Raw genomic sequence first — 18,384 nt, forward strand, 5'->3', positions numbered from 1 at the left:
TATCTTTTAAAAATTTTCTTAACAGCACTCTTAACCTACTTTATGATAATCTCCCAGTTTTTACTTATCCAATGCCTTTAACAATTTATGCTGTAAATTATAGGCTTTATGATATTCAATGTATTCTATACTACCAACGTCACTAATGGCCATGCATTTTAAGGATTTAGTAATCAATCCTTGCCCTCGCTGTGTTTTAATAAATAACAATAGCATAGAACTGACCACGAAGGAATCTGATCTATTGTATTTTCTGGCTAGGCATCCGGGATGGGCATTTACAAAAGCCCAAATTTATGAGACCGTATGGGACGAACAGTATGTGCACCATCAACATGCTGTAGAAAATATCATATACCATTTGCGACGAAAGATGGCTTTGAATACAACAAATACAAACTACATTCAAACATTAGTCGGCTATAGCTACAAATTTTTAGCAACTTAGTAAAAATATCAAAAGAGCTTATTAAAGCTCATTTTAACAATAATAAACAGGGAACTGTTCTGGAGGTGAAGTGCCGATGGGTGAATCACCTATAACTTTAGAAAAATTAATTAAGAACGCACGGTTAGTGGCAGGGTTAACACAGGACAACCTTGCCACACAGGTTGGGGTTACATCACGGTATATTATTGCTATTGAAAACGAAAATAAATACCCAAGTATCCAAGTGTTATCTAAAATCATCTGCACTTTGAAAATATCAGCAGATGCAATCTTTTATCCTGAAATGTAGGCAAAATCTATATTTAATGCCGTATAATTTTTTATACGGATATATAACCGCAAATGAAGATATTTTATGTGTTTTCGACGAATAATATCTTCCTAATATCTACTAATCGTTCTTCATGATAATGATTCCGTTATCAATTTCATAAAATGGCATTTACAACGGACAGCATTTGTGATAAGCTGTCGTTATCATATTCATTGAATGAAAATCATCATGAAAGGAGAAATATGTAATGGATAAAACCAAATTATTAAAAGATTTAAAAAGAATTGAGGCTAGCCTTGCTGCGGTTATTCATCAAATTGAATCTGAAAACACGGGGATAACGGCAACTATCGCTGTTGTCCGTAAAATTGCTATTTTAGAAGAAGTCTTCAGAGCAGGCGGCAAAGTTACAGCAGAGGAGGTTTCTAAGTTTGCAATAAAATATGGAAAAACACCCAGTTCATGTGCTGGATATTACTCAGGTAAGTCCCCGTCAATGACTACGAATGAAGAACTAATTGATGATAAAGCCTTGTTAAAATATAATTGGTTTACGAGTGATTGGCGATATTTGACAAATACAGGTCTACTCCTAGTAAGGGAGAAACGTGATGAGTGGGGGGAAGATTGGCTTGACCGTGTACCGCTGGATATTGTCGGCAGTGATGCCAATACTCTTACCTACATCAATTTTTAAAGTAACAAAAGTGTAACTCATGAGTGACTTGCCATTATATTATCAAAAGTGGGTTAGCATACGTTGTCGAGTGCGGATGGATAGCTTCTAATCCGGCAAACAATATAAACCCCATCTCCGGCGAAGTTCAGATACTATTTGCTGATTTCATTTTAGAACGGTTGGAAATGATGAAGAACAGCGTTGATATCACCACCTATTCCGGTTACCCGGTTACGCATCCGCTATTAAAATGCGGATTGCACCTTATTTTCAGGAACAGGAATACATCTTAACGGACATGGAGGATAATCCAAAGTACATACAAGGTTATTACCAGTATGAGCTAACGGTAAATAAGTTTTAACCACCAACACCATCATCCACCGCCATGCAAATATCCGAAAATGCCTGCAAAATGCCTTTCAGATAGGGTTGATAAAATTTAATCCTGCTGACCGCATAGAACGACCACAAAAGAATGTATTTGTACCGGATTATTATAATGCACAGAAGCTTGATTTGCTCTTTAAGGCAGTAAAGGCCCAGTGGTCATACTGGCTGCTTTTTACCGTATGCGGCGTAGTGAAGCCCTTGGAATAAAATGGGACATCATTGACTTTGAGCAAAAGACAATTTCTGTTAATCATGTTGTAACCGATGCTTATATTGACAGCCATATAGTAAGGGTAATAAAAGATAAGACAAATACAAAATTCAGTACTCGTACCCTCCCTTTAGTTTCCCCTTTTGAATCCGCTCTCTTAAAACTGAAAGAACAGCAAAAGAAGGATATGCGCCTTTGCGGTAAATCCTACTCTAAGGATTATCTGGAATATATCAACCGGGACAGCATTGGTGAACTTATGAAACCGGGACTCTTAAGTCAGCACTTTAAAATAATTATTAAAAAGCATGGTTTAAAAGATATCCGTTTTCACGATTTAAAGCATAGTTGCGCCAGTCTGCTCTATGCAAATGAAGTAGACTTAAAGGCAATACAGGAATGGCCGGGACACAGCAACATTACCACAACGCCAACACCTATACACATTTTGACTTCAGTAAAAAAGTGTAATCTGCTAACGCCATTATGAGTGTCTTTTCTGCAACTTAGGAGGGATGTTTCAGAATTTGGAGGGATGCAAAAAGTGCAAATATTACAAGTTTTCGAAACAAAAAAAATAGCCCTAAACGTTGATTTAGAGCCATTTCCACGTATGCGGGTGGCCGGACTCGAACCGGCACGGATGTTAAGTCCGAGGGATTTTAAGTCCCTTGCGTCTACCTATTCCGCCACACCCGCAGATTTATAAAAATTCTCACTACTCCGTTTTTACCCTTGGATTTTGGAGGGATGTGAAACTTTTTAAACTTTATGAAATTCTTCAAACCCTAGCAAATACTGAGCTTTCTAAGGCAATGGACGAAATTCACGAAGGGGATTTTAAGTCCTTTGCGTCTGCCTATTCCGCCACACCAGCTTGTACAAAAAACCTAATGGGACCTATAGGGCTCGAACCTATGACCCTCTGCTTGTAAGGCAGATGCTCTCCCAGCTGAGCTAAGATCCCATAATCAATATGATATTCAAACAAACGACCCGGATGGGACTCGAACCCACGACCTCCGCCGTGACAGGGCGGCGCTCTAACCAACTGAGCCACCGGGCCAACTAACAAAAAATATAAAACTTACAAATGGACCTTCGGGGACTCGAACCCAGGACCGACCGGTTATGAGCCGGTTGCTCTAACCAACTGAGCTAAAGGTCCGCAAACCCTAACGGGTATTACAACAGCCGATGATCGGACTCGAACCGATAACCTGCTGATTACAAATCAGCTGCTCTGCCAATTGAGCCACATCGGCGGATTGCGAACAAACGACTAAGTGTCATATTAAATTAACACGAATGACTCCGACGGGAATCGAACCCGTGTTACCGCCGTGAAAGGGCGGTGTCTTGACCGCTTGACCACGGAGCCTTATCTCTTTCCTATGGACTTTGCCACGGTCAGGTATTTCTACAAGTGTGTCTAACTTGTTACAGGTGTCTTCTACCTGTTACTCCCCGAGTAGGGCTCGAACCTACAACCCCGCGGTTAACAGCCGCGTGCTCTACCATTGAGCTATCGAGGAATCTGTTTCTTTAAGGGGCCATACCCTCAAAACCGAATACCAATGAGCTTCTTCCCTTTCAGGAATCCACTCTTACAGGTGTTATCCACCTGTTACTCTCTCATATCTCTTTCATCCGTTTCTTTCTTGTCTCTTATGAGTGCTCTCTACTCACTAGGAGTATTCTATGAGTGTTTTCTACTCATTATGAGTGTCTTTTACTCATTACTCATTCACCAGCCTTACAAGGATAAGCCCTCGACCGATTAGTACTTATCAGCTACACGCATTGCTGCGCTTCCACCTTAAGCCTATCTACCTCGTACTCTCCAAGGGGTCTTAACACGATTGCTCGTGGGGATATCTCATCTTGAGGGGGGCTTCACGCTTAGATGCCTTCAGCGTTTATCCCTGCCGGACTTGGCTACTCTGCCATAGGTCTGGTACCTAACAGATACACCAGCGGTCCGTCCATCCCGGTCCTCTCGTACTAAGGACAGCTCCTCTCAGATATCCTACGCCTGCGCCGGATAGGGACCGAACTGTCTCACGACGTTCTGAACCCAGCTCGCGTACCGCTTTAATGGGCGAACAGCCCAACCCTTGGGACCTACTACAGCCCCAGGATGCGATGAGCCGACATCGAGGTGCCAAACCACTCCGTCGATGTGAACTCTTGGGAGTGATAAGCCTGTTATCCCCAGGGTAGCTTTTATCCGTTGAGCGATGGCAATCCCACTTTATACCACCGGATCACTAAGTCCTAGTTTCCTACCTGCTCCACCCGTCGGTGTCGCAGTCAAGCTCCCTTATGCCTTTGCACTCTGCGAATGGTTTCCGACCATTCTGAGGGAACCTTTGAGCGCCTCCGATACCCTTTCGGAGGCGACCGCCCCAGTCAAACTCCCCGCCAGACATTGTCCCGGGGCCAGATTCATGGCCCTCGGTTAGAAATCCAATACTGCAAGGGTGGTATCCCAACATTGGCTCCATGGAAACTGGCGTCTCCACTTCATTGCCTCCCACCTATCCTGTACATACAGCATCGAATCCCAGTATCAAGCTGGAGTAAAGCTCCATGGGGTCTTTCCGTCCTGGCGCAGGTAACCAGCATCTTCACTGGTACTTCAATTTCACCGGGTGCATTGTCGAGACAGCGCTCAAATCATTACGCCTTTCGTGCGGGTCGGAACTTACCCGACAAGGAATTTCGCTACCTTAGGACCGTTATAGTTACGGCCGCCGTTTACTGGGGCTTAAATTCAAGGCTTCACACGAACAAGTTCGTGTTAACCTCTCCTCTTAACCTTCCAGCACCGGGCAGGCGTCAGCCCATATACTTCACCTTTCGGTTTTGCATAGACCTGTGTTTTTGCTAAACAGTTGCTTGAGCCTATTCTCTGCGGCCCCATTTCTGGGGCACCCCTTCTCCCGAAGTTACGGGGTCATTTTGCCGAGTTCCTTGACAATGCTTCTCCCGCCGGCCTTAGGATTCTCTCCTCATCCACCTGTGTCGGTTTACGGTACGGGTACATAATGAACAATAGCAGCTTTTCTTGGCACATGGCTTGCATGCTTCGCTACTTTATTTCGCTCCGCATCACGCCTTTGGATTGAGAAAGGGATTTGCCTCTTTCTCTCCTACCTCGCTTGCACCGGTATTTCCTTTCCCGGCTCATGCGCTCCACATGCGTCCCTACAGTTCTGTCATTATGCAGTACAGGAATCTCCACCTGTTGTCCATCGGCTACGCATTTCTGCCTCGCCTTAGGCCCCGACTTACCCAGAGCAGATCAGCTTTACTCTGGAATCCTTGGATATTCGGCCAAGAGGATTCTCACCTCTTTCTCGCTACTCATTCCGGCATTCTCTCTTCCTGACGCTCCACGGCTCCTTACGGTACCGCTTCCCTGCATCAGCAATGCTCCTCTACCAATCATACGAAACGTATGATTCCTAAGCTTCGGTGTCGTGTTTTAGCCCCGGACATTTTCGGCGCAGGACCTCTCGACTAGTGAGCTATTACGCACTCTTTGAATGTGTGGCTGCTTCTGAGCCAACATCCTAGTTGTCTTTGAAATCCCACATCCTTTTCCACTTAACACGCACTTTGGGACCTTAGCTGTAGGTCTGGGCTCTTTCCCTTTTGACTGCCCAACTTATCTCGTGCAGTCTGACTCCCATATAACATCTTCACGGCATTCGGAGTTTGATAACCTTCGGTAAGCTTTGACGCCCCCTAGGGTATTCAGTGCTCTACCTCCGCAAGACTCTTTATGAGGCTAGCCCTAAAGCTATTTCGAGGAGAACCAGCTATCTCCGGGTTCGATTGGAATTTCTCCCCTATCCACACCTCATCGCCACCCTTTTCAACGGATGTGCGTTCGGTCCTCCATTGCCTTTTACGGCAACTTCAACCTGGACATGGATAGATCACCCGGTTTCGGGTCTGCACATACTGACTAAAAGTTAACTTAGTTAACTTGCGCCCTATTAAGGCTCGGTTTCCCTTCGGCTCCACACCTTAAGTGCTTAACCTTGCCAGTATGCACAACTCGCCGGACCGTTCTACAAAAAGTACGCGGTCCCACCTTAACGTGGTCCCACAGCTTGTAAACACAGGGTTTCAGGTTCTCTTTCACTCCCCTCCCGGGGTCCTTTTCACCTTTCCTTCACAGTACTATGCGCTATCGGTCACTGAGTAGTATTTAGCCTTACGGGGTGGTCCCCGCATATTCCCACAAGGTTTCTCGTGTCTCGTGGTACTCTGGATACCGCTCTGTCAGGTCTGGTTTCACGTACGGGGCTCTCACCCTCTCTGGCTGGTCTTTCCAGGACCATTCCGTTACCCTTCCTGAATCAGTTGATGCGGTCCGAACCCCGGAGTGCACGCACTCCGGTTTGGGCTCCTTCCGGTTCGCTCGCCGCTACTTCGGAAATCACTGTTGTTTTCTTCTCCTCCGGCTACTTAGATGTTTCAGTTCACCGGGTTCCCTTCCCTACACTATGGATTCATGTAGGGATACATAAGGTCTTCTTATGTGGGTTTCCCCATTCAGATATCTGCGGATCGTAGGATATTTGCTCCTCCCCGCAGCTTTTCGCAGCTTATCACGTCTTTCTTCGGCTCTCAGTGCCAAGGCATCCACCCTGTGCTCTTTCTTGCTTAACCTGTTCTCATTCCTCTAGCGTGAGGAACGCAGGCTGGTCTGCTGTCTACGAGCAGTTCCACTCTTACGAGTGTTCTTTACTCGTTCAGCGCCTGACTTTCGTCAGACTTTTGTCTCTAACATTTATAAATACAAGTGTTTCCACTTGTTGGCCACCCTTTCGGATGGACCTCGGATGTCTTTGATACTTGATTGTTTTTCGGTATTCGGTTTTCAAGGTACGGTTCTTTTCCGGCAAGGAACAATGCTTGCTCCTTCCCTTTTTCCGTCGTTTTCCTGTAACGATTACAAGTAGTCCTTACTCCGAAAGAGTAGTCCTTACTTTTTACAGTCCTTCGACGATGGAGACAGAGAGATTCGAACTCTCGACCCCCTGCTTGCAAGGCAGGTGCTCTCCCAACTGAGCTATGCCCCCGTTTCTGGCAGCTACAGTCGTGCATCCGCCAGTGGGCTTAAGTGGACTCGAACCACCGACCTCACGCTTATCAGGCGTGCGCTCTAACCGGCTGAGCTATAAGCCCAAAGTCAAGTCTTTAAAGCCTTCACTTTGCTCTTTATTCTTTTTTACTTGTTTTATTCTGGCAGCCACCTGCTCTCCCATGCCGTCTCCAGCATAGTACCATCGGCCGCTTAAGTCTTAACCTTCGTGTTCGGGATGAGAACGGGTGTCTCCCCTAAGCGCATCGCCACCAGAATCTTTTCTTAGCTTCCTTGACTTCTTCCTGTAAGCTCTCGCCCTCCAGGATATTATCTTTCTTAAGCGTCCTGAGTGTTCTATGAGTATTTTTCACTCATTATGAGTGTCCTTTACTCATTCCGAGTGTTCTCTACTCGTTATGAGTGTTCTTTACTCATTACTCATTCCACTTCCTTAACAGCTAAACAGTAATACAACCCTTACTTCTTCTTCCTTAGAAAGGAGGTGATCCAGCCGCACCTTCCGATACGGCTACCTTGTTACGACTTCACCCCAGTTATCAGACCTGCCTTCGGCTGCTCCTCCCCTTGCGGGTTAGGTCACAGACTTCGGGCATTTCCGACTCCCATGGTGTGACGGGCGGTGTGTACAAGACCCGGGAACGTATTCACCGCGACATTCTGATTCGCGATTACTAGCGATTCCAGCTTCATGTAGTCGAGTTGCAGACTACAATCCGAACTGAGACGTGTTTTTTGGGATTTGCTCCAGGTCACCCCTTCGCTTCCCTCTGTTCACGCCATTGTAGCACGTGTGTAGCCCAAATCATAAGGGGCATGATGATTTGACGTCATCCCCACCTTCCTCCGGGTTATCCCCGGCAGTCTCTCTAGAGTTCCCATCTTACTGCTGGCTACTAAAGATAAGGGTTGCGCTCGTTGCGGGACTTAACCCAACATCTCACGACACGAGCTGACGACAACCATGCACCACCTGTCTCCAATGCCCCGAAGGGAACATACATTACATATGCTGTCATTGGGATGTCAAGACTTGGTAAGGTTCTTCGCGTTGCTTCGAATTAAACCACATGCTCCACCGCTTGTGCGGGTCCCCGTCAATTCCTTTGAGTTTCATTCTTGCGAACGTACTCCCCAGGTGGATTACTTATTGCGTTTGCTGCGGCACCGAAGGTCTAATAGCCCCCGACACCTAGTAATCATCGTTTACGGCGTGGACTACCAGGGTATCTAATCCTGTTTGCTCCCCACGCTTTCGAGCCTCAACGTCAGTTACAGTCCAGTAAGCCGCCTTCGCCACTGGTGTTCCTCCTAATATCTACGCATTTCACCGCTACACTAGGAATTCCACTTACCTCTCCTGCACTCCAGCCGGACAGTTTCCAAAGCAGTCCCGGGGTTGAGCCCCGGGCTTTCACTTCAGACTTGCCCTGCCGTCTACGCTCCCTTTACACCCAGTAAATCCGGATAACGCTTGCCCCCTACGTATTACCGCGGCTGCTGGCACGTAGTTAGCCGGGGCTTCTTAGTCAGGTACCGTCATTTTCTTCCCTGCTGATAGAGCTTTACATACCGAAATACTTCTTCACTCACGCGGCGTCGCTGCATCAGGGTTTCCCCCATTGTGCAATATTCCCCACTGCTGCCTCCCGTAGGAGTTTGGGCCGTGTCTCAGTCCCAATGTGGCCGGTCACCCTCTCAGGCCGGCTACTGATCGTCGCCTTGGTAGGCCTCTACCCCACCAACTAGCTAATCAGACGCGGGTCCATCCTGTACCACCGGAGTTTTTCACACTGTCTCATGCGAGACCGTGCGCTTATGCGGTATTAGCACCTATTTCTAAGTGTTATCCCCCGGTACAGGGCAGGTTGCCCACGCGTTACTCACCCGTCCGCCACTAAGTAGCTAAGCTTCCATCCGAAGACTTCCGCTTAATTACTCCGTTCGACTTGCATGTGTTAGGCACGCCGCCAGCGTTCATCCTGAGCCAGGATCAAACTCTCATGTTGAAAAGTTCTCTCCGATCCAAGATTAACATTGGCTAATCTTTTCCCGTAGTCATCATCTTTGTTCCTTACGGACTCCGATGCGAGTGTTCTCTACTCGTTACGACTTCTTTACTGTTTTTTTAGGTTGCATCCTTTCGGATGCCGTTCTCTGAATTTTCATTCATTTCCTGCTACTTGCTCTTTCGAGCCGTGCAGGTATTTCAGAATTTTCAGGGTTGTATTACTGTTTACTTGTCAAGGTTCATTTCAGGCAATTTTCTTTGAAAAATTACCAACCGCATGAATAATAAATACGGTACGGAGAAGGAGGGATTTGAACCCTCGCGCCGCTATTAACGACCTGCACCCTTTCCAGGGGTGTCCCTTCAGCCATCTTGGGTACTTCTCCAAATAAAAGCTGATATCGCATAAGATAACGATTGTTTTCTTGTTACTTCTTATGCGGTTTATAATGTTATCCGTTTACTGACAACATGTTCGGCGGAGAAGGTATCTCCAGCGGAGAGGGTGGGATTCGAACCCACGCGCCCTTGCGGACAAACGGTTTTCAAGACCGCCTCGTTATGACCACTTCGATACCTCTCCATGTTCGTGCACCGCTCAGCAGCGCAAAAATTATTCTAGCAAAAAAGGAGTGCTGTGTCAACAACTTTTCACAACTTTTCTTAAAAGATTTTTAGCCCTCGTTCTTAAGGCGCTATTTACCGGCTTTATCCAAAAAGGCTTCCGCTATTTTTAAGTCCTCAGGAGTTGTGATTTTTATATTTTCATAACTCCCTTTCACAAGCTTTACCTTTGTATCTGTAAAAGTCTCCACAACCATAGCATCATCGGTAATATTCATTCCCTCTGCCAGAAGGCGCTTCTCGTCCCGAATCAAAATGCCGTAGGCTTCTTTTATTAAAGACGCGGAAAACACTTGAGGAGTTTGCACCGTCCATACGAAATCCCGCTTCGGCGTCGTAGAGGCAAAGCCATTTTTATCCGCTAATTTAACAGTATCCTTTGAGGGCATACCTATGACACACGCGTCATATTCACTGACGCTTGCGTAAGCACGCTCTAAAATTTCTTCCGTCACAAAAGGTCTGGCCCCGTCGTGAATGAAAATATAGCTGCATTCACCTGCCGCTTCTATTCCAGAAAAGACGGAATGGTATCTCTCCCTGCCGCCTGCAGTTATATGGGAAACCTTATGGAATCCATATTTTTCCACAATTTCTTTTTTACAATATTCAATATCGCTTTCCGCCGTTACCAGCACGATTTCATCTATGAAGCTCTCCTGAAAAACTTTCAGGGAATAATAAAGTACCGGCTTATCCTTGATGCAAAGGTATTGCTTGGGCACGCTGCTGTTCATTCGCTTTCCCTGCCCGGCTGCCAATACGACTGCTGCACATTTCGTCTTCAAATTTAATCCCTCTCGCTAAATTCTCTCACCCAATTTCAGGTTCGGTACCGCGTTTAAATCGTAACCGTGCCTAATTCCTCTTATATAATCATAGTAACCGGCCACACCAATCATCGCTGCGTTATCTGTACAGAATATAGGAGAAGGCGAATAAAATGCAACGCCTCTTTTTGCGCATTCCTTCTCCAAAGCTCCCCTGAGCGCGCTGTTGGATGCTACTCCGCCTGCAATAGCGAATTTATCGTATCCATATTCTTTGACTGCGGCAAGGGAATGCTCTACCAGCACGTCTATAACTGCTTTCTGGAAAGAGGCCGCAACATCCGAGACGTTTATCTCCTCTCCCTTCATTTCACAGGAATTCAGATAATTCAGCACCGCCGATTTTAAGCCGCTGAAACTGAAGTCGTATTCTGATCCTTCCACCTTCGCCCGGGGAAAACGAATTGCTTCCGGGTTACCTTCCCTTGCTGCCTTATCGATTTTAGGGCCGCCCGGATATCCAAGCCCTATGGCGCGCGCCACTTTATCAAAGGCTTCTCCAGCGGCATCGTCTCTCGTCCGCCCTATGATTTCGTATTCGCCATAAGACTTCACCACTACCAGGTGAGAGTGTCCGCCGGATACGACCAGGCAAATAAAGGGAGGTTCCAATTCCTTGTTTTCAATGAAGTTTGCACTGATATGCCCCTCAATATGATGTACTCCGATTAACGGAATACCTGAGGCGAAGCTGATAGCCTTTGCCGCCGACACTCCTACTAAAAGCGCGCCTACAAGCCCCGGCCCGTAAGTAACAGCTATCGCATCTATATTTGTCAGTTCTGCTCCCGCCTCCGAAAGTGCCTGCTCAATTACCTGATTGACTTTCTCGATGTGCTTGCGAGACGCAATCTCAGGCACGACTCCGCCGTACACCGTGTGAAGCGCTATCTGAGAATAAATGACGTCAGAGAGTACCTCCCTGCCATTTTTAACGACGGAAGCCGCCGTCTCATCACAAGAACTTTCGATTGCAAGAATCAGCACATCCCTATCGCTTTTTATTTCATTGCTCATCCTTATGTTCACGCTCCTTTCAACCTTGTAAACATGCCGCGCTGCGGCACAAACAATCCATGAAGAAGGCTCAGAGATGCTTCTTCCGTGTGAAACTATAGAAATTCTTAGATGATGTATTTTATCATCTTAGAATTTCTTTTCACACTTGAAACTATAGAAATCCTTAGATGATGTACTTTATCATCTTAGAATTTCTTTTCACACTTAGAGCCATATCCTCTATCATCAATTATCAGCCAATGTCCAGCCGTATATTTTCCAGTGGCCCGTTTCATCCTTTCGAAGCAGAAACTTTTCGTTGCTGTTCCTTACGGCCGTTCCCTTCCGGATGCCGTATACGCAGTATAAGCTAGCCCATTCATGGCCGTCCTCAGTATAGTATTCCACATCTGTACTAGAAGAAATGGAGTAACTGGAAATGATGAGTCCGTTTTGCTTCATGGAGGCGATTTCAACTTTCAATTTCTCTAGGTACTCTTCCTCCGTCTGATTTCCTGTCAACTCCTCATCATAAAGCTTCTGGATCTGCATGGCCAGCGCATAAATATCTTCTTCCGAGTTCTCTTCATTATAAAAACACCGGGTAATCTCGCTGTAATACTTTACTACCTCTTTGGGCGACGGCGGATATTTCTTATCGAAATCGTATTGAAGCATTTGCTCAGTCTTCGTAACCTTATCACTTTCTTTCGCCTTATCCCGATCCGCCTTGGCAGACACATAATAATAAAAGCTTACCAAAAGTGCCACAAGAATGATTCCTATTATTATTGTCTTGCCTATGCTTTTTTGTCCATTTTTCTTTTTATTATTAGGCCTCCCCATGCGCACCTCCTTCACTCAAGTTCTAATCTTCCTCAAACATAAGCTCTATGGTCTTGCCGTCCTTGCCTGCAACGGCACGCGGGAAAATCTTTCTTACGGCGTCCATAAACTCCTCCGCCCGTACAAGCGACGGGCTGTAATGGGTCAGCCACATCTGTCCCACATCCGCTTCCTTAGCCAGTTCGGCCGCCTCATAAAAGGTCATATGCTTATATTCTTTCGCCTTTTCTTTTTTGTCCGGTTCTCCGTACATTCCTTCACAAATAAAAAGGTCGGCCCCCGCTGCGTTTCGCACGATGCTTTCCGTAGGTCTGGTATCCGTACAATAGGTCACCTTAAGGCCCTTTCTCGCGGCACCTAATACCATATCAGGAGTATAGGTTTGTCCATCCACTTCCACGCATTCTCCTTTTTGCAGACGATTCCAATACCTTCTGTCGATGTTAAGCTCCATCGCCTTTTCCAAATGGAATTTCCCGATACGATTGATTGAGATGCTGTATCCATAGCATATCACATTATGATTGACGCGAAAAGCTTCTATCCGGAAGCCATCCAGCTCAATGCTCTGCTCCGGCTCCCGTCAACTCCATACACTCTATTTCAAAGGGCAATTCCGGTGCAATTACCCGCAGCGCCGACACTACGCGGGTCAATCCCTTCGGTCCCACTAAAAGAAGCGGCTCTGTCCGTTCCGCATTTCCCATAGTGAGAAGCATTCCCGGCAGTCCGCTAATATGATCCGCATGATAGTGGGTAAAACAGATAATGTCAATAGGCTTTGGGCTCCAGCCCTTTTCCTTCATGGCAATCTGCGTTCCTTCCCGCAATCAATCAATATACTTTTTCCATTATACCTTACCATTAAGGAAGTCAGCCATCTATGAGGAAGCGGCATCATTCCTCCAGTTCCTAACAAACAAACATCTAACATGAACACTCCTATCCTGACGCCTCGTTCAGAATCGGAGCAACGGTTTCCAGACAGTGCGATAATGAGTATAAACACTCATAGAAATTCTTTAATATCTGTACAATCCACGGTATCCTGAACTTGGCAATCATTGCATCGTAACAGTCTTCGCACAAATCGAAGCTGTGATTTTGCCGTCCTTTTTGCTGAAATATCCAAAGAAGCGTTGATTTCCAGACATCCTTCTTTTAAAATTCCATTTTCTACCAATAATTCTTTTTTACAATGATTACAAATAACGGCTGAAGCTCCGTCTTTTTTTCATCCAGATATTTACGCATAGTCTCATCCTCCCAAGATGTACTAAATCCATCGTTCTATATCTGTAATTATACATGATCCATAAGGCAAAAACAGTGTAATTGTTTCGTGCCTTTCCTATCTTTTCCACATGATCAGGGCATCTTCTTTCGGCATTTTCATAAAATTTTTTCGAATGCCTTCACTTTCAAACCAAGCTTTTTATACAACGAATAGCAGGCTCGTTTCCCGCTCTGACTCCAAGGTGAACGCCTCGATGCCATGCATCCTGCCCTCATCCAACGCTTTTTCGAGAGCATTTCGGCAATTCCTTGCTTCCTGTAGTTTTTGTCCACACCACATTGGTGATTTCTCCTTCTCCCGCAATATTCCTAAGTCCACAAATTCCTATGACCGACTCACCCTCCTCTGCCACAAAATAATAGGCATAATCCAGATGTATCGTCTCCCGAAAAGCCTTTTGTGACCATGGCTCGGAAAATTATCCTTTTCCATTCTTCTGCCCGGAGTATATCTTTTTCTTCCATCCGCCTTACTATAATCAACCGGAATCCCTCTTACTCACTTACTATTTGTAATTTTTATTTTTTTTCATTCTTGGATCCCATCTGCATGCTTTAACACGCATACAAATCATGGAAAACGAAAATTCATTTTTCACTCTTGCTTTCATGCTCTTTTTCACTCCGCTCCCTCTCTGCCTGAGACAGCCGGAGATAGATAGGAGCATGATCCTTGCATCCACGATTTTACCGACTTATAATAAATGCCACCAATCGCCGCTACCGATGCCGCCCGCTGTCTGTTTAAGTGTGCCGGCGCAAAGTGGTAGGGAACCTCCATTAAGAGCCTAAGCTGTTCTCTGAATACGGGTACTCCATCTCCTAAAAATATGACTTCCTTCCCCAAACGATTCAGCCTTGCTGCAATTTCTCAATTCCCACTGCGCACTGAGACTCTATTCTTGCAGCCGATAGCCATCTTTCTCTAAATCCTCATTTTTTATAAATTCATAAACCCCCGTGTATACCTGCCCCTTCTGGCATCCATAATCGGGCAGATATATTCTCTTGCCCGTACAAATTGTACGCCAGACCTTCTAAAGTAGGAATCTCAATGAGCGGTATGCCAAGGCAAGCCCAGGCCTTTCGCCGTGCCGAGCCGATTCTGAGTCCGGTAAAAGAACCGGCCCTGCGGCAAGAGCCACCGCATCCAACGCAGACATATCCAAATCTATCATTTTTCTTTATTTCATCCAGCATCGGCAAAAGCGTCTGCGAATGGGTCTTTTTATATTGAATGTCATATTCCGCAATCAGGTCATCGTCCTCCACTATTGCGACGGAGGCCACCAGCCCGGAACTGTCCAAAGCTAATATTTTCATTGTGCGCTTCTTTCTTTTTCTTCTATTGTATCAAGCGATAATCCAGACTTTCTGTAAATCCTTGCATATCGTGATCTCTTTATAACGCTGCGGCAATATCTCCTCAATAAGGTTCGCCCATTCTATAAAGCATATGCCGTCTCCGTAAAATAATCCTCATAGCCGATTTCATCCATCTCCTCCACATCACCGATGCGGTAGACGTCGAAATGATAAAAGGGAAGCCTGCCTTCTTCATATACTTGCAAAATAGTGAAGGTCGGACTGTTTACCGGCTCTTGTATCCCCAGCCCCTTCGCGACTCCTTGGGTAAAAACGGTCTTCCCTACTCCCAAATCGCCTACCAGGGTATAGACCTCTCCCGGCTCTGCTGCCTCCCTATCTGCTGCCCGAGAGCAAAGGTCTCTTTCGCACTGAACGAATCACTTTCATCTGAATAGCTCTGCTCCTTCCTCTCATCAGCGGCAAAATTGCATTTTACCGATTTCATATTCGAACAAGGTATGCTTTTGTCATTTCCGAAGTCGAATTCTTTGGCAGCATACTTTTATTCCGCGCGTAGCTGCGCATCCATAGTTATGTAATAGGAGCACTTTCCCATTACATAAACAAGCACCTGCTATGGCAGGTGCCTTACCATTCATTATTTTATTATACTGAAATTCGCTTAAAGTGCAAGCCCTTATCCAAACTCCCCGGCGGATGGTCTAAACCGGGTAACATCAAAGGCAATCGCTATGCCCTTGTTTAATACCGTTCCATTTCTTCTCGGTTATTCGTGACGCAGCGCTTCTATAGGACTTAACTTCGCTGCTTTTTTTGCCGGATAGATACCGAAGAAAAGACCTACCGCCGAAGAGAATACGGTTGCGCCCAGAATTGTAGATATTTGAGTTCTCGCTGTAATTCCGGCAATTGCGCAAACAATGTTCGCTCCGAGTATACCGAGCAAGATGCCGATCACGCCACCCATCAAGGTGATGATTCCCGCTTCTGCTAAAAACTGCAGAAGAATGGAACCCGTTCTCGCACCCAGTGCCTTTCTTATACCGATTTCTCTTGTACGTTCCGTTACGGATACCAGCATGATATTCATAACTCCGATGCCTCCTACGAGAAGTGAAATTGCTGCCACGAAGGAAATAAATATGGTAATGACACCCAGAATGCTGTCGAACTGCGAGCTTAAATCCGTAAAGCTCTGTACCAAAATCTGGCTTTCACCGCGTACGTTATACTTATTTTCCAGTATATTCACTGCTTCCTTGGCTACATCCGCGGAATATTCCGAACTCTCTGCAACAATATAAAACTGACTGAAATCTTCTATCCAATAGCCGTAATTATAGCCCAACACCGTCAACGGAACCTCTACTTGAAGGGAGGGCTCGCCCATCATCATGTTTACAATGCTGGAGGCATTGTCCTGTCTGATTCCCACAATTGTAAGCTCCTGCGTAATTCCATACAGCGTCACATCGAAACTCATTCCTATAACGTCCGTTGTGCCAAATAGTGTAATCGCACTGTTTTCTGTGATAACACACACTTATTTCCGCTTTCCGCATCCCCCTTGGAAAAATACTTTCCCTTGACTATCGGGTCCGAAGAAGCATACTGAAGACCTTCGTTACCGCCGAAAGAGTAGCATCGAAATCTCCTTTGGGGCCTTCTGCCGTTCCGTAAGCATTATAGCTTGCGGTTACCGCCTTTACATGATCTACCCTCACCCATAATTAAATCAAAATCATCCCTGAGTGAAGGCGACCGTTGTTTCCTTCTTTGCACTGTCCACATAAATCGCGATCTGCCCGCCTCCTAAGCTTTCCAGTTCGTCATTTACCTGCCCCCTTACTCCGTTACCTATGGCCATGACCATGATAACAGAAGAGATACCAATGATAATACCGAGCATCGTAAGGAAAGAGCGGCCTTTATTGCTCTTAATATTCATGAGAGCAATCTTAACATATTCCAATACCTGTGTCATCTTCGCTCTCCTTTATTCTTGCGGTACCGCCGATACTGCCATTCCCTCTGTGATTCCCGCGGATACCTCGGTCATTACCTGAGCGCCCTCCTCCAGACCTTCCGTAATCTCTATATTCATACTATCTGAAATTCCCGTGGTTACAGGTTTTCTAACGACAAATCCGTCTTCCACCGCATATACGAAATCGCCATCCACATCCGTATTCACTGCGCTCGCGGGAACAATCAATGTCTGCTCTACCTTTGCTGTATCGACAGCAATCTTGGCCTCTACTCCGAGGAATATTTTTTCATCAGGGTTCAGAATCTTAATATCTGCGCTTACTACTGCAGCGCCGCTGTTGTTCTTCGTGGCCATCTTATTGATCTTGCTCACTTCGCCGTCATATTTACTTCCTGCGATGGTAACTACCGCCTTCTGCCCTGCGGAGAGTTTCTCCAAATCATATTTCGTTACTTCTATAGTTACTTTTATATCGTCCGTGCTTTCCAGCTTAAATAACTGCGTTCCTACTGCAGGTGTCGCACCTTCCACCACGTTCATCTCGGTTACAACACCGTTAAACTCTGCCAATACACCGTTCTCGACCTCATTAATGGAATCCAATGCAGTCTGGGAACTGATACTCTGCATCTGGACATTCGCCTCCAGTTCCTCTTTGCCGCCTTCATTCAGCTTCGTGCCGTCTGCGGAGGTCTTCTGTGATTTCATTTCGGCTTTATATTCTTTGCAGTTACTGAGCATATCTGTATATTTGGTAATTTCATCCTGCCAAGCGCGGATGTCTTTATTATTGGTCTGCTCATAATTGTTCGTTTGGACAAGCTTCTGGAGATTCTCATATTCATCGGAATCCGGCTTGTCGGCCCAGTCGATAAGAGATATTTTGAAGCAGGGAGCCTTCATAAGCCAGGGCTGCCTTCTTGTCATTCACTTTTTGCTGAAGCTCTTTGATATAATTATCGATATCGGTAATCTGCTGCTCCAAAACATCGAGGTTCACATTCGCTTCGCCTAAATCTCCGATACTTTCCATATTCTTCTGCACAGAGCTATTGTAGCTGCCTTCGCTGGCCTGCAGCTTAAGCTCCGTTGTCTTCTTCTCATTCATAAGAGCTGTTTGATCGTATGTAATAACAGGTTCCCCTTCTGTACGGTTCCTCCTGCTGCAACATTAATCTCGCCAACCTTCACGCTGATAGGCGCAAAATAAGTCTTCGTCTCCTCGGAAGTTACTGTTCCGCTGGTGCTTAACGTCTGCGCTATATCTCCTTTGGATACCTGTGCAGTGTATACTACGGGTTTCGTGTTCGCTGCCGCGATATTAGATAT

Annotated in this window: 15 protein-coding genes, 11 tRNA genes, 3 rRNA genes and 3 pseudogenes; 5 read left to right on the forward strand and 27 right to left on the reverse strand. The window is 45.9% G+C overall.

Annotated elements, in window-relative coordinates:
• Positions 1 to 151 precede the first annotated feature (151 nt).
• From CC90_RS23925 to CC90_RS22775, 5 genes are all read left to right on the forward strand, one after another.
• Positions 152 to 448 (forward strand): winged helix-turn-helix domain-containing protein, encoded by a 297-nt coding sequence (locus CC90_RS23925; protein ID WP_242843381.1) that lies wholly within the window; start codon positions 152 to 154, stop codon positions 446 to 448.
• A 76-nt stretch (positions 449 to 524) separates the two neighbouring features.
• On the forward strand, positions 525 to 740 hold the full coding sequence (locus CC90_RS0121820; protein ID WP_051869965.1) for a helix-turn-helix transcriptional regulator: 216 nt from the start codon (positions 525 to 527) through the stop codon (positions 738 to 740).
• Between the two features lie 232 nt (positions 741 to 972).
• Complete coding sequence (locus CC90_RS0121825) at positions 973 to 1,422, forward strand: hypothetical protein (RefSeq protein WP_031392819.1); 450 nt, start codon at positions 973 to 975, stop codon at positions 1,420 to 1,422.
• Positions 1,423 to 1,836: 414 nt separating this feature from the next.
• Positions 1,837 to 2,004 carry a hypothetical protein gene (locus tag CC90_RS24305; RefSeq protein WP_157837579.1) on the forward strand — a complete coding sequence of 56 codons (168 nt, stop codon included), beginning with the start codon at positions 1,837 to 1,839 and terminating at the stop codon, positions 2,002 to 2,004.
• Positions 1,977 to 2,498, forward strand: coding sequence for a site-specific integrase (locus CC90_RS22775; RefSeq protein ID WP_198528802.1), 522 nt, complete (start codon positions 1,977 to 1,979; stop codon positions 2,496 to 2,498). The genes CC90_RS24305 and CC90_RS22775 overlap by 28 nt, the downstream gene beginning before the upstream one ends.
• A 124-nt stretch (positions 2,499 to 2,622) precedes the next feature.
• Here the strand turns inward: CC90_RS22775 and CC90_RS0121835 are convergent.
• The 27 genes and pseudogenes from CC90_RS0121835 to CC90_RS0121960 all read right to left on the reverse strand — a co-directional run.
• Positions 2,623 to 2,707: transfer RNA gene (locus CC90_RS0121835), tRNA-Leu, on the reverse strand.
• A gap of 195 nt (positions 2,708 to 2,902) precedes the next feature.
• Positions 2,903 to 2,975, reverse strand: a tRNA-Val gene (locus tag CC90_RS0121840).
• A gap of 25 nt (positions 2,976 to 3,000) precedes the next feature.
• A tRNA-Asp gene (locus CC90_RS0121845) sits at positions 3,001 to 3,074 on the reverse strand.
• Positions 3,075 to 3,102: 28 nt separating this feature from the next.
• Positions 3,103 to 3,176 (reverse strand) — tRNA-Ile (locus CC90_RS0121850).
• Between the two features lie 24 nt (positions 3,177 to 3,200).
• Positions 3,201 to 3,273, reverse strand: a tRNA-Thr gene (locus CC90_RS0121855).
• Between the two features lie 44 nt (positions 3,274 to 3,317).
• Positions 3,318 to 3,389 (reverse strand) — tRNA-Glu (locus CC90_RS0121860).
• An 82-nt stretch (positions 3,390 to 3,471) separates the two neighbouring features.
• Positions 3,472 to 3,543: transfer RNA gene (locus tag CC90_RS0121865), tRNA-Asn, on the reverse strand.
• Positions 3,544 to 3,768: 225 nt separating this feature from the next.
• Positions 3,769 to 6,694: ribosomal RNA gene (locus tag CC90_RS0121870) — 23S ribosomal RNA — on the reverse strand.
• Positions 6,695 to 7,034: 340 nt separating this feature from the next.
• Positions 7,035 to 7,107: transfer RNA gene (locus CC90_RS0121875), tRNA-Ala, on the reverse strand.
• A 32-nt stretch (positions 7,108 to 7,139) separates the two neighbouring features.
• Positions 7,140 to 7,213: transfer RNA gene (locus CC90_RS0121880), tRNA-Ile, on the reverse strand.
• Between the two features lie 55 nt (positions 7,214 to 7,268).
• Positions 7,269 to 7,386, reverse strand: a 5S ribosomal RNA gene (gene rrf, locus CC90_RS0121885).
• A 221-nt stretch (positions 7,387 to 7,607) separates the two neighbouring features.
• Positions 7,608 to 9,139 (reverse strand): 16S ribosomal RNA (locus CC90_RS0121890).
• Together the 16S, 23S and 5S rRNA genes with 11 tRNA genes alongside form the textbook arrangement of a ribosomal RNA operon.
• Positions 9,140 to 9,437: 298 nt before the next feature.
• Positions 9,438 to 9,527 (reverse strand) — tRNA-Ser (locus tag CC90_RS0121895).
• A 111-nt stretch (positions 9,528 to 9,638) separates the two neighbouring features.
• Positions 9,639 to 9,724 (reverse strand) — tRNA-Ser (locus CC90_RS0121900).
• A 112-nt stretch (positions 9,725 to 9,836) separates the two neighbouring features.
• Positions 9,837 to 10,553: a 2-C-methyl-D-erythritol 4-phosphate cytidylyltransferase gene (ispD, locus tag CC90_RS0121905; RefSeq protein ID WP_031390815.1), complete on the reverse strand. Its 717-nt coding sequence runs from the start codon at positions 10,551 to 10,553 to the stop codon at positions 9,837 to 9,839.
• Between the two features lie 15 nt (positions 10,554 to 10,568).
• On the reverse strand, positions 10,569 to 11,612 hold the full coding sequence (gene tsaD / locus CC90_RS0121910) for a tRNA (adenosine(37)-N6)-threonylcarbamoyltransferase complex transferase subunit TsaD (protein ID WP_031390816.1): 1,044 nt from the start codon (positions 11,610 to 11,612) through the stop codon (positions 10,569 to 10,571).
• A gap of 228 nt (positions 11,613 to 11,840) precedes the next feature.
• Entirely contained in the window at positions 11,841 to 12,440 is a 600-nt protein-coding gene (locus CC90_RS0121915; RefSeq protein ID WP_031390817.1) for a DUF6715 family protein, read from the reverse strand.
• 22 nt (positions 12,441 to 12,462) lie between these two features.
• Positions 12,463 to 13,374 (reverse strand): annotated as a pseudogene (locus tag CC90_RS25220) (ribonuclease Z).
• A 501-nt stretch (positions 13,375 to 13,875) separates the two neighbouring features.
• On the reverse strand, positions 13,876 to 14,016 hold the full coding sequence (locus CC90_RS24310) for a hypothetical protein (protein WP_157837580.1): 141 nt from the start codon (positions 14,014 to 14,016) through the stop codon (positions 13,876 to 13,878).
• Positions 14,017 to 14,324: 308 nt separating this feature from the next.
• Positions 14,325 to 15,059: pseudogene (gene tsaB, locus CC90_RS25355) on the reverse strand (tRNA (adenosine(37)-N6)-threonylcarbamoyltransferase complex dimerization subunit type 1 TsaB).
• Between the two features lie 30 nt (positions 15,060 to 15,089).
• A pseudogene (gene tsaE, locus CC90_RS25225) lies at positions 15,090 to 15,441 on the reverse strand (tRNA (adenosine(37)-N6)-threonylcarbamoyltransferase complex ATPase subunit type 1 TsaE).
• A gap of 390 nt (positions 15,442 to 15,831) precedes the next feature.
• Positions 15,832 to 16,608 (reverse strand): ABC transporter permease, encoded by a 777-nt coding sequence (locus tag CC90_RS23935; RefSeq protein WP_157837581.1) that lies wholly within the window; start codon positions 16,606 to 16,608, stop codon positions 15,832 to 15,834.
• 46 nt (positions 16,609 to 16,654) lie between these two features.
• Positions 16,655 to 16,789 carry a hypothetical protein gene (locus tag CC90_RS24925; RefSeq protein WP_278245500.1) on the reverse strand — a complete coding sequence of 45 codons (135 nt, stop codon included), beginning with the start codon at positions 16,787 to 16,789 and terminating at the stop codon, positions 16,655 to 16,657.
• Between the two features lie 17 nt (positions 16,790 to 16,806).
• On the reverse strand, positions 16,807 to 17,049 hold the full coding sequence (locus CC90_RS23940; protein ID WP_081906103.1) for an ABC transporter permease: 243 nt from the start codon (positions 17,047 to 17,049) through the stop codon (positions 16,807 to 16,809).
• A gap of 12 nt (positions 17,050 to 17,061) precedes the next feature.
• Positions 17,062 to 17,958: an efflux RND transporter periplasmic adaptor subunit gene (locus CC90_RS0121950; protein ID WP_031392820.1), complete on the reverse strand. Its 897-nt coding sequence runs from the start codon at positions 17,956 to 17,958 to the stop codon at positions 17,062 to 17,064.
• Positions 17,897 to 18,163, reverse strand: coding sequence for a hypothetical protein (locus CC90_RS0121955; protein ID WP_031392821.1), 267 nt, complete (start codon positions 18,161 to 18,163; stop codon positions 17,897 to 17,899). Before CC90_RS0121955 ends, CC90_RS0121950 begins: the two co-directional genes overlap by 62 nt.
• Positions 18,160 to 18,384: hypothetical protein (locus tag CC90_RS0121960; RefSeq protein ID WP_031392822.1), on the reverse strand; the 225-nt coding region annotated here is incomplete at its 5' end. The genes CC90_RS0121955 and CC90_RS0121960, both read right to left, overlap by 4 nt.

The sequence above is a fragment of the Kineothrix alysoides genome (assembly GCF_000732725.1).
Lineage (GTDB): Bacteria > Bacillota > Clostridia > Lachnospirales > Lachnospiraceae > Kineothrix > Kineothrix alysoides.